13 protein-coding genes are annotated in these 10845 nt (G+C 66.6%); 6 read left to right on the top strand and 7 right to left on the bottom strand.

All coding sequences use genetic code 11. From position 1 onward, the window contains the following. A partial coding sequence (locus tag Q0O95_RS11335; RefSeq protein ID WP_293698634.1) for a ThiF family adenylyltransferase occupies nucleotides 1–747 on the top strand: 747 nt, incomplete at its 5' end. Next, nucleotides 744–1145 (top strand): molybdenum cofactor biosynthesis protein MoaE, encoded by a 402-nt coding sequence (locus Q0O95_RS11330; RefSeq protein ID WP_293698631.1) that lies wholly within the window; start codon nucleotides 744–746, stop codon nucleotides 1143–1145. The genes Q0O95_RS11335 and Q0O95_RS11330, both read left to right, overlap by 4 nt. Nucleotides 1146–1171: 26 nt before the next feature. Here Q0O95_RS11330 and moaA read toward each other — a convergent pair whose 3' ends face one another. The 5 genes from moaA to fdhD are packed head-to-tail and all read right to left on the bottom strand — an operon-like array spanning nucleotide 1172 to nucleotide 5839. Beyond that, a complete protein-coding gene (moaA, locus tag Q0O95_RS11325; protein ID WP_366516482.1) occupies nucleotides 1172–2236 on the bottom strand; it encodes a GTP 3',8-cyclase MoaA in 1065 nt (354 codons plus the stop codon). A gap of 36 nt (nucleotides 2237–2272) precedes the next feature. Continuing rightward, complete coding sequence (locus Q0O95_RS11320) at nucleotides 2273–3397, bottom strand: ABC transporter ATP-binding protein (RefSeq protein ID WP_293698625.1); 1125 nt, start codon at nucleotides 3395–3397, stop codon at nucleotides 2273–2275. Further along, nucleotides 3394–4203, bottom strand: coding sequence for an ABC transporter permease (locus tag Q0O95_RS11315; RefSeq protein WP_293698623.1), 810 nt, complete (start codon nucleotides 4201–4203; stop codon nucleotides 3394–3396). Before Q0O95_RS11315 ends, Q0O95_RS11320 begins: the two co-directional genes overlap by 4 nt. Further along, nucleotides 4200–4988, bottom strand: coding sequence for a molybdate ABC transporter substrate-binding protein (modA, locus tag Q0O95_RS11310; RefSeq protein WP_293698621.1), 789 nt, complete (start codon nucleotides 4986–4988; stop codon nucleotides 4200–4202). The genes Q0O95_RS11315 and modA overlap by 4 nt, the downstream gene beginning before the upstream one ends. Nucleotides 4989–4990: 2 nt before the next feature. Further along, nucleotides 4991–5839 (bottom strand): formate dehydrogenase accessory sulfurtransferase FdhD, encoded by an 849-nt coding sequence (fdhD, locus tag Q0O95_RS11305; RefSeq protein ID WP_293698618.1) that lies wholly within the window; start codon nucleotides 5837–5839, stop codon nucleotides 4991–4993. Nucleotides 5840–5894: 55 nt separating this feature from the next. Here fdhD and glp point away from each other — a divergent pair, with 55 nt between their 5' ends. From glp to Q0O95_RS11290, 3 genes are read left to right on the top strand one after another with little or no spacing between them, the layout of a single operon-like run. Beyond that, nucleotides 5895–7142, top strand: a complete 1248-nt coding sequence (glp, locus tag Q0O95_RS11300) for a gephyrin-like molybdotransferase Glp (RefSeq protein ID WP_293698615.1) — start codon at nucleotides 5895–5897, stop codon at nucleotides 7140–7142. Then, a complete protein-coding gene (locus tag Q0O95_RS11295) occupies nucleotides 7139–7747 on the top strand; it encodes an NTP transferase domain-containing protein (protein WP_293698613.1) in 609 nt (202 codons plus the stop codon). The genes glp and Q0O95_RS11295 overlap by 4 nt, the downstream gene beginning before the upstream one ends. Nucleotides 7748–7753: 6 nt before the next feature. Further along, nucleotides 7754–8026 carry a DUF6457 domain-containing protein gene (locus Q0O95_RS11290; protein WP_293698611.1) on the top strand — a complete coding sequence of 91 codons (273 nt, stop codon included), beginning with the start codon at nucleotides 7754–7756 and terminating at the stop codon, nucleotides 8024–8026. Nucleotides 8027–8030: 4 nt separating this feature from the next. Here the strand turns inward: Q0O95_RS11290 and Q0O95_RS11285 are convergent, their stop codons facing one another. Further along, nucleotides 8031–8507: an SRPBCC family protein gene (locus Q0O95_RS11285; protein ID WP_293698609.1), complete on the bottom strand. Its 477-nt coding sequence runs from the start codon at nucleotides 8505–8507 to the stop codon at nucleotides 8031–8033. 16 nt (nucleotides 8508–8523) lie between these two features. Between Q0O95_RS11285 and Q0O95_RS11280 the strand changes: the two genes are divergently transcribed. After that, nucleotides 8524–8850 carry a metalloregulator ArsR/SmtB family transcription factor gene (locus Q0O95_RS11280; protein WP_293698607.1) on the top strand — a complete coding sequence of 109 codons (327 nt, stop codon included), beginning with the start codon at nucleotides 8524–8526 and terminating at the stop codon, nucleotides 8848–8850. On the opposite strand, the gene Q0O95_RS11275 is transcribed toward Q0O95_RS11280, so the two are convergent. Beyond that, nucleotides 8802–10845: copper-translocating P-type ATPase (locus Q0O95_RS11275; protein WP_293698604.1), on the bottom strand; the 2044-nt coding region annotated here is incomplete at its 5' end. The two genes, Q0O95_RS11280 and Q0O95_RS11275, sit on opposite strands and share 49 nt — an antisense overlap.

Below are 10845 nucleotides of genomic sequence, written 5' to 3'. Positions count from 1 at the left end.
GAATACGATCTCGTGATCGACGGCAGCGACAACTTCCCGACCAGGTACCTCGCCAACGATGCCGCACAGTTGCTGGACCTGCCGCTCGTGTGGGGCGCAATCCTGCAGTATCACGGGCAGGTCGGCATCGCGTGGCATCGGCACGGCCCCGGCTACCGGGATCTCTTCCCCGAGCCGCCAGCTCCGGAGGACGTTGTCGACTGCGCCGGCGGCGGTGTGCTCCCCGGCCTGTGCGGCACGGTAGGGTCGCTGCTTGCGACAGAAGCGCTGAAGCTCATAACCGGTCTGGGCGACCCGCTGCTCGGCCGCGTGCTCGTCTACGATTCGCTCGCCGCCCGCACTCGTGAGCTCTGCTACGACCGCGACCCGGAAGCCGAGCCCGTCACCGAACTCATCGACTACGAAGCGTTTTGCGCGGGCGACGATGGGCCGGCATCCGTGACCGCTGCCGAGGCCATCGAGCTGCTTCGAGGCCCGGACGCTCCCCCGCTGCTGGATGTCCGCACGCGCGAAGAGCACCGCGGGCGCCGCATCCCCGGTGCGCTCTCGGTGCCCCTGGACGAACTCGAGCAGCGAATCGCCGAGTTCACCGGGCCCGTGCTCGTGCACTGCGAACGCGGGCCGCGTTCCATCACTGCGGCCCGGCTGCTCGAGTCGGTCGCCCAGCCCAGGTACGTGCAGGGCGGCATCGACGCGCTCGCACGGTTCACGTCCGAACTGCTCGAGGAAGAGGAGCCTGCATCATGACCTCATTCGCTCTTGTCACGCCGGACGAACTCGACGAAGCCGCTGTGCGCGCCGCGGTCACGGACGACGCGCACGGAGCCGTCATCGTATTCCACGGCGTCGTGCGCGATCACGATGCCGGGCGCGGCGTCAGCGCACTCGAATACAGCGCGCATCCGGATGCGGAGCGACTGCTGCGCGAGTGCCTGCGGGCTCCCGAGGGGGTTCGGCTCGCAGCCGCCCACAGGACAGGGACGCTGGCCGTCGGCGATACCGCCCTCATCGCTGCCGCCTCCGCAGCGCACCGACCGGAGGCGTTCGCCGCGCTCGAGCGTCTCGTGACGCGCATCAAGGCCGAAGTGCCGATCTGGAAACGCCAGCACTTCACCGACGGTGTCGCTGCCTGGGTTGGGTTGTGAACGGCCGGGTAGGGCTGTAAACGCGCTCAGCCGCCGATGTACGACATCTCGATGCGTTCACGACCCGCGCCACGAGCCGTCAGGGCCGCACGCAGTTCCGAGTAGCGGTCATCCCGCGCTCGCCAGACGCCCGTCAGAGCCGCTGCCACTTCCGCATCGTCGGCGCCCGAGCGCAGGACGGAGCGAAGGTCGAAGCCGGTGTCCGCGAACAGGCAAGTGAAGAGCCGGCCGTCGGCGGAGACTCGCGCACGCGTGCAGCTGCCGCAGAATGCATCGGTGACACTGGAGATCACGCCGATCTCACCCATGCCGTCGCGGTAGCGCCAGCGTTTGGCAGTCTCGCCCGGCGACGTCGCGCCGAGCGGTTCGAGCGGGTGCACTTCGTTGACCGTGCGCACGACTTCGGCCGACGGCACGACTTCGTCGAGCTTCCAGTCGTTCGAAGCACCGACATCCATGAACTCGATGAACCGCAGTATCCTCCCCGTACCGCGGAAGTGCTCGGCCAGGCTGACGATCTCGTGGTCGTTGACGCCGCGCTTGAGCACGGCGTTGATTTTCACGGGGCCGAGACCGGCTGACTCGGCCGCCTCGATGCCCCGAAACACTCTCGCGAGCGGAAACCGGACGTCGTTGATGGCTTGAAACCGTTCCTCATCGAGTGAATCGAGCGAAACCGTGACGCGCTGCAGCCCCGCGGCTTTCAGCGCCTCCGCTTTGACGGGGAGTGCTGAGGCGTTCGTGGTGAGCGCGATGTCCAGCCGGGCCCCGTCCGGCGTTCGGAGTTCGGCGAGCTCGGCGATCAGCTCTTCGATGCCCTTGCGCAGTAATGGTTCGCCGCCGGTGATGCGCAGCTTGCGAACCCCGAGCCGAGTACCGATGCGGGCGAGGCGCACGATCTCGGGGAAGCTGAGCAGCTCGTCGCGCTCGAGGAAGACGTAGTCGCGGCCGAAGATCTCTTTCGGCATGCAGTAGACGCACCGGAAATTGCAGCGATCCGTCACTGAAATGCGCAGGTCGCGCAACTGCCGTTCGAACCGATCGTCGAGCCCCGTCGACGGCAGCTGCCGGGCACGGCCCCCTTCGCGCAACGTCACTTCGACCACCTCCTCGGCGTCGACTACAGACTATCGACGGTCGGGTTCCGGCTGCGAGCACCGCAGAGCGTGCGGCGGCAGTTCGAATCGGGCGTTCGCGCCTTCTCGCAGCTCGAGGTCGAGCGCTTCCGAGAGCGGCACTTCCGCCGCGAAGCAGTCCCACTCTCGCGTCGTGATGCGCATCCCGTTGCGCGTTGCCTGGATGCCCGCCACGGTTCCCACCCAAGTGCCCGCCGTCGAGCTGCTTTCGTGCTCCGCGTCGACAGGCGCTGTCACACGAACGTCTGCAGGGTCGAAACTCACATGAGCCCGCGCGCCCCCTGGAAGTCCCGTTTGCGCGACCGTCAGTTCCCGCAGCGGTGCGTCCGGCAGCAGGATCGTCCCTCGTTCGCTCACGGTTCCCGACAACAGCACGCGCCCGGCGATGTCGGCGGCGAAGGGCGTTGTCGGTGTTCTCAGCACCTCTGCGACGGTGCCACGCTGTCGGATGCCGGCGGGTCGGCCCTCGTCCGCTGCTTCCAGCACGACGACGCTGTCCGCCAGCGACAGCAGATCTGCTGAGTCGTGCGTGACCAGGAGCACGGGCACTCCCAGTCGTCGCAGCTGGGTGCGAACGAGATCACGGATGCCGCCGACACTCGCAACGTCCAACGCCGCGAATGGTTCGTCCAGCAAGACGACATCGGGAGAGCATGCCAGCACGCGGGCGAGTGCCACTCGCTGCTGCTGGCCTCCCGAAAGCTGCGCAGCTCGTGCTCGGCCACGCCCCTCGAGCCCCACGTGCTCGAGCCATTCGTCGGCGAGCGCGCGGGCATCCGGTTTCCGCATGCCCTGCGACCGCGGCCCGAATGCGATGTTCTCCCGTGCGCTCAGGTGCGGGAACAAGCGCGAACGCTGGTCGAGGTAGCCGACTCTGCGGCGCCACCTCGGCACGGATCTGCTGTGACCGTCGCGCTGCGAGACGAGCTCGCGGTCGCCGATGCGGATGCTGCCCGAATCGATCGGGATGCTGCCCGCGATCGCACCGAGCAGGCTCGATTTACCGACGCCGTTGCGGCCGGCGATGCCCAGTACCTCTCCCGGTGCGACGTCGAACCGTGCCGCAAGCTCGAAGGCGCCCCGGCGCAGGGCGATATCGACGTCGAGGTTCGTCACTGCGCCCCCTTCGCCAACAGCTCACGCGTAGCCGGTCTGCCGTGCAGCAGCAACAGGGTTGCGAATGCAATGCAGATGAGCAGCAGCGCGAGCGCGAGCGCGGTGTCTCGACCGACGCCCGCACCGTTGAACGCGGTGTAGATGGCGAGCGGAATCGTCTGCGTCGTGCCCGGAGCATTGCCAGCGAACATCGCGGTGGCACCGAACTCGCCGAGCGCTCTCGTGAGGCTCAGGATGATGCCCGAGTAGAGCGCGGGGGCGATGAGCGGCAGTGTCACGCGACGCAGCACAGTGGCTGGGCGGGCACCGAGCCCAGCTGCGACGGCTTCCAGCTCCCGGTCCGCGCTCCGGAGTGCACCTTCGACGGAGATCACGAGGAACGGCATCGCGACGAATGCCTGCGCGAGCACGACTGCGGCCGTCGTGAACTGCAACTGCAGTCCGAGCTCTCCCAGCATCCCGCCCCTTCCGAAGAGCAGCAGCAGTGCCATACCTCCGACGAGCGGGGGCAGGATGAGCGGCAGCATGACGGCACCGCGCAGCAGCACTGCCGCGAAGCCCCGCATTCTCGTGAGCACGATCGCGATCGGTACGCCGAGAATGACGCAGAGCACCGTCGCGAGCGCGGCCGTCACGAGCGACAACCGCAAAGCCTGCAGCGCGGTCTCGGACGTCAGGATCGCGGGAACCTGCGTCCATTCGATACGCACGAGGACAGCCAGCAGTGGCGCGAGCAGCAGCAGTATGCCGATGCTTGCGGGCAGCCAGACGAACGCGGGTGCTCGCTCTGCCGCAGCTCCCCTCACGGTGCTCCGAATCCGTATCCGGCAAGGATTTCTGCGCCGCGCTCCGAGAGCACGAAGTCGATGAACTCCTGCGCCGCCGCCTGCTCCTTCGAGCCCTGCAGCAGCGCGATCGGGTACACGTTCGGGTTCTCGTCGGCTCCCGCTATTTCGATGCCCTCGACCTCGCCGTCCGAGATCTGCACATCGGTGCGATAGACGAAGCCGACATCCGCTTCCCCGGATGCAACGCGGGAGAGCACGGCGCTGACGTTCTGTTCTTCGCTGGCAACGTCGAGACTGACGTCCGCCAGCTCGAGCAGGTTGCGCGCCGCTGTTCCGCAAGGCACTTCCTGCGCACACATGACCACGACGGGAGCATCCGATTCGTCCTGCAGCGCCGCTATGTCCTCGAGCGATTCGATGCCGCAGGGGTTGCCGGGGGCGACGGCGGTGACGAGCTCATTCGTTGCGAACGTGATGGGGTCGCCCGCTACGAGATCGTCGTCGACGACGATCTCCATGTTCGCCTCGTCGGCCGTAGCGAAGATGTCGGCGTGAGCGCCCGACTGCAGCTGCGTCGCAAGAACAGAGGAGCCGTCGTAGACGATGGGCGCGAAGGTCACGTTCTCGTGCTCGGCCGCGAACTCCTCGGCGAGCTCGTCGAATGCGGCCTGGAGGGAAGCCGCTGCGAACACCGTCAGTTCCACGTCGTCGTGGCTGTCGGTCATATCATCGCCTCCCGACGAGCATCCGGCCAACGCGAAGAGCAAAGCGGCAATCGAGACCGTGCCGATTGTCCGTTTCATGTTCACTCCTCATGTTCGAGCAGCCGGTCGGGCCTGCTGTAGACCACCATGGAGGGACCTCGTAGAAAGCCGACGAGCGTCATACCCGAGTCTGCCGCAAGTTCGGCCGCGAGCGAAGATGGAGCGGACACCGCGGCGAGCATGGGAATGCCGGCCATGAGCGCCTTCTGCACCAGTTCGAAACTGGCGCGACCCGACACCATCAGTACGCAGCCACGGGCCGGGATGCGCTCCGACGTGAGCGCCCAACCGACCACCTTGTCGACGGCATTGTGTCGTCCGACATCCTCGCGCAGGACCAGCATCTCGCCCGACTCGCCGTCGAAGAGCGCGGCCGCGTGCAGCCCTCCCGTACGGTCGAACACCGCTTGGGCCGCACGAAGATCGTCGGGGAAGCGCGTGAGGGTCTCGGGAGTAACCCGAAGAGGGTCGGCGTCGACCGTGAAGCACGACGTCGTGTGCACCGCTTCGATGCTCGCCTTACCGCACAGACCGCACGAGCTGGTCGTGAAGAAGTTGCGCTCGACGGCCGGGCTCGGCAGCGGCGTACCCGACGACAGCGTGACGTCGAGCACATTGAAGGTATTCCCCGCGTGCCCAGCGGTGGCCTCCGGGTCGGAACAGTATCGAGCTGCGACGACTTGATCCGATCGCTCGATCACGCCCTCCGAGACGAGGAAGCCAACGGCGAGTTCGATGTCGTTGCCGGGTGTGCGCATCGTGACCGCGAGCGGCTTCCCCAGGATCCGGATCTCCAGCGGCTCTTCGAAGGCGAGCTGATCCGGACGGCTGCGAGGCTCCTCCCCCAGCGTGATCCTGGTCACTCGTCGACGAGCGGTGATACGCGACACGACTCCTCAGTAGCATGGATTGAGCCTCGTGAGCAAGGCAGTAGGGAGCAGCCCGATGACGTCGATCACTCCGGAGGAGCACCTCGCCTGGATTCTGGATCGCATCGGCCGGCTCCCCGCCGAGAGCCTGCCGATCGCGGAGGCCGCTGGGCGCACCCTCGCCGAACCCGTCTTCGCGCGGCACCCACTGCCGCTCTGGGACAACTCGGCGATGGACGGGTATGCCCTGCGCAGCGAGGACGTCGCGGCGGCCGGCGACGAAAACCCCGTGCCGCTGACCGTCGTCGGTGAAGTGCGGGCGGGCGCGGCAACGATGCCCCGAATCGCGGCGGGTGAAGCCGTGCGGATCATGACCGGTGCCCCGATACCGGATGGGGCAGATGCCGTTGTCGCGCTCGAACGCACCGCCTCGGAGCACGGGCCGAGTCAGTGGGCTGATGAATCGGTGCTCGTGCACGAAGCCGCACTGTCGGGGCGCAACATCCGTTTGCAGGGTGAGGACGTACTCTCGGCTGCACAGGTCGCTGCTGAGGGTGAAGAGCTGAGCGCGCTGCGAGTTGCGGCCCTCGTTGCGGCCGGCATCGAGCGGGTTTCCGTCAGTCGATCGCCTCGCGTCGCGGTCATCGCGACAGGAGCCGAGCTGAGGCGGGCCGGCGAGCCGCTCGCGCACGGCCAGATTCCGGAGAGCAACACGAGTCTCATCGCAGGGCTGCTGCGAGACGCGAGTATGCAGCCGGTGTCGGTCGAACACTGCTCCGACGACGCGGACACTCTGTCGTCGATTCTGGCTGCGCGGTCGCGAATCGCCGACGTCATCGTCACGACCGGTGGCATCGGGCCGGGCGTCAGCGACGTGACTCGTATCGCGCTCGAGGGACATCCGGATGTCAAGCCAGTGCACGTCGCGATTCGTCCGGCCAGACCGCAGAGCGCCGGCCGGTTGCGCAGCGGTGCATTCGTCTTCGCGCTTCCCGGCAATCCCGTGAGCGCTGCTGTGAGCTTCGAACTGTTCATCCGGCCCGCGCTACTCGCCGTGCAGGGTCGCGAGCGCATCCACCGGCTGCGTATTCCCGCAACGGCAGCCAGCGATTGGCCGGGCGTCAAGGGCAGGCTGCAGGTGCTTCCCGTGACCGTTCGCGACGATGGCGGAGCACTGCTCTGCGCGCCCGCCGTGAATCCGCGCGGAGTATCGCACGCGGTCGGCGGCCAGGGTTCCGCCAACGGATTTGCGCTCGTCGGGCCGGAACGCGGGGACGTTCGCAGCGGCGAGACTGTTCCCGTCGTACTGGTTGGAGCGCAATGAGCGGCGAATCGTCCCGCGCCGATGCGTGCGCTTTCGACGCGGTCGTGCTGGCGGGAGGAGCCGGGCGAAGGATGGGCGGCATCGATAAGGCAGCCATCCGGCTGCAGGGCGTGCGCCTTGTCGACCGGGTCGCCCACGCCGCACAGCGGGCCGGAGCCGCGGGCGTGACGATCGTGGGGCCGGAATCCGCGGCAGTCGGCGGCTGTTCGAGGGTTCGCGAAGACCCCCCGGGAGGGGGCCCGCTCGCGGCGGTCGCGGCCGCCTTGCCCCTCGTTGAGCACGACTGGACGATGCTGCTCTCGTGCGATCTGCAGCAGCCGGAGGCGGTCTGCCGAGCACTGATGGCGGCGCTGCGAGAGGACTTCGAAACCGAGGGCATCGTGCTGGTCGATCAGCGAGGGCGTCACCAATGGCTGGCCGGGGTCTACTCGACGCACATGCTGCGACGGAGCCTTGGGACGCTCGGTCATGACCCTGCCGGTCTGCCCGTAAAACTGCTGTTCGCCAACGCGAGGCTACGGGAAGTTCCCGTGGCCAATGCGATCGCCGCCGACATCGACACCCCGGAAGACCTCGCGGAAGCCATGCGGTTGAACCTAGAGTGAGGGTCCATGAGCGCAAAACACCTGCCTCCTTCCGCCCTGGACGACTGGGTTCGTGCAGCATCGGCCGAACTCGGCCTCGCCCCTGATACGGCATCCACTGCGACGGTGCTGGACCTCGCGCGCGACGTCGCGCACGGAGTGCTGCGCCCGGCCGCCCCGGTCTCGACGTATCTGCTGGGGCTCGCCGTCGGACGCTCGGAAGACCCGGAGCGGGCGCTGACGGAGTATTCGCAGCGGCTCACCGAGCTCGCGGCACGGTACGGCGCGGACGAGCAGTAGCCGGTCAGCGGTAGAAGCCCTCGCGCAGGTTGATACCGTGTTCGAGCCACGCCTTCATCGCGTTCAGCATGCTCGTCCACCCTTCGCAGTTGTCGAAGGCGGCTCGCGCGCCGGCCTCGGTGGCCCGCCATGAGCTTTCGGTGATCGTGACGAGCGTGCGAGTGTCGTCATCGATCGGTTCGAATTCGAAGACGACTCGCGTGCGGCCGTGATCCGACGACGCCTCGTCGCCGTCCCATTCGATGACGATTCGCCGATTCGGTTCCGATTCGACAACCGTGACGGGGAAGGCTCCCGGGAAATCGTGGAAGTCCCACGTCACCTCCGCGCCGGTTTCGAGTCGTCCGCGAGCGCCGCCGGTCGTGAAGTACTTCGAGAGCTGCGCGGGGTCTGCGACGGCTTCATAGACCTCGGCGATGGGCTTGGAAACACGCCCGGAGATCGTGAATGTTAGTTCCTGTAGTGCATTTGCATCGTTCATGTTGTATTTTTACAACATGTCTGAAGCGTTGCGCAAGGGGTCGGAGGACGACCGCGTGTTCAAAGCACTCGCATCCCCCATCCGCAGAAGGATGCTCGATGAGCTCAAAGCGTCGGAGAAGACCACTGGCGCGCTGTGCGAAGCGCTGCCCGAGCTCGACCGCACAACGGTGCTGCAGCACCTGCGCGTACTGGAAGACGCTGCACTCGTGACGGGGCGGAAGGTCGGACGCGAGCGGCGCCTCTCACTGTCGCCCATGCCGATCAAGCGCATCCATGACCGCTGGATCGGTGACTACATGCGAGCTGCCGTTGAGCTTCTCGACGAACTCGATGCAGAGTGACCTTTACGCACAACACGATCGGGATCGAGATTCACAGCGCGCAGCAGCTGCGCATTGATCGCGACCACGATCGTCGAGAGTGACATCAGGACGGCCGCGACGCTCATGGGCAGCATGAACCCGATCGGCGCCAGGACGCCTGCCGCGAGCGGCACGGACAACAGGTTGTAGCCCGCCGCCCACGAGAGGTTCTGCAGCATTTTGCGGTAGCTCGCTCTCGACAGCTCGATGACCGAGAGCACGCCTCGCGGATCGGACGACGCGAGGATGACGCCAGCAGAGCCGATCGCGACATCCGTTCCCGCACCGATCGCGAGGCCGACGTCGGCACGCGCGAGTGCGGGAGCGTCGTTGACTCCGTCACCGACCATCGCGACCTTCTTGCCAGTGCTCTGCAGATCGGCGACCTTCGATTCTTTGTCTTCCGGCCGCACCTGTGCCAGCACTGCATCGATGCCGAGCTCCTCGCCGACACTCTCGGCAACCGCTTTCGCATCACCCGTGATCATGACGACCTCGATACCCCGGGCGTGCAGAGCGCGAACGGCCTCGAACGATTCGGGCCGGATCGCATCCGCCAGACGAAGCCCCGCAACGGGTCTGCCGTCGACCAGGACGTGCAGGATGATCGCGCCCTCGGCCCGCCACGCTGCAGCGTCCTGCACTTCCTCTGCGTCGTGCTGGTCGAGCAGCGCCGGGCCACCGACCTCGACCGTTCTTCCTTCCACGCTCGCGCGGACCCCTACCGCCGGGTGAGACGAGAACTCTGTTGCTCCGGGTATCCGGATGCCTCGATCCCTGGCGGCAGCGACGATGGCTTTCGCGAGCGGATGCTCGCTGTCCGACTCTGCTGCAGCGGCGAAGGCAAGCACTCGATCTGCATCCTCGCCTTCGACGGGAACGACCTCGAGCACTTCGGGCTCGCCTCGCGTGAGCGTCCCGGTCTTGTCGAACAGCACCGTGTCGACAGTACGCATGCCCTCGAGTGCGAGGCGATCTTTCACGAGAACACCCGCCTTCGCCGCGCGCTCGGTGGAAATCGATACGACGAGAGGAATCGCGAGCCCCAGAGCATGCGGACAGGCGATCACCAGAACGGCGATCGTGCGAACGACCGCATTATCGGGCTGCCCGATGAGCAACCACACCGCTAACGTTACGACGCCGGCCACGAGCGCGAACCAGAACAGCCAGCCAGCCGCACGATCGGCGATGCGCTGTGCTTTCGAGCTGGAAGCCTGGGCATCCGCCACGAGGCGCTGGATGCCCGCGAGAGCCGTCGACTCCCCCACCGCCGTGACGCGAACTCTCACACCCGAGTCAGTGGCAACCGTGCCAGCTACGACGCGGTCACCGGCATCCCGTCGCACCGACTTCGACTCACCCGTGATCATGGACTCGTCGAAGCTCGCCGACCCCTCGACGATTTCGCCATCAGCGGGAACGGATGCGCCGGGGCGCACGATCACGACATCGTCGATTTCGAGTTCGCCCGGCGAAACGCTGCGCACCTCATCGCCTTCGACGAGCTCGGCGGTATCCGGCAGCAACGCCGCGAGCGAGTCGAGCGCCGAAGTGGTCTGCGCGATCGAGCGCATCTCGATCCAGTGACCGAGCAGCATGATGACGATCAGGAGCGCGAGCTCCCACCACACGTTGAGTTCTTCGCTCAGGAATCCGAGGCTGGATGCCCAGGATGCGAAGAAGGCGACCGTGATGCCCAGCGATATGAGCATCATCATGCCGGGCTTGCGCGACTTCAGTTCACCCCAGGCACCGGTCAGGAATGGCCTGCCTCCCCAGATGAACATGACGGTACCGAGAACGGGCGAGATGGCCTGCACGAAGAAGTTCTCGGGCAGGTGGTAACCGAGTATGTGCGCGAACATGGGATTCGCAACGACGACTGGGACCGCAAGAATCAGGTTGACCCAGAACAGACGGCGGAAGATGGCGACGTGGCCGCTGTGATCGTGACCGGCGTGCCCATGACCG

Origin of the sequence: uncultured Agrococcus sp., assembly GCF_945915485.1 — a bacterium.
In the GTDB taxonomy this organism is placed as follows: domain Bacteria; phylum Actinomycetota; class Actinomycetes; order Actinomycetales; family Microbacteriaceae; genus Agrococcus.
Note: the sequence above shows the minus strand (reverse complement) of the source record. Positions and strands in the feature narration are given on the sequence as shown.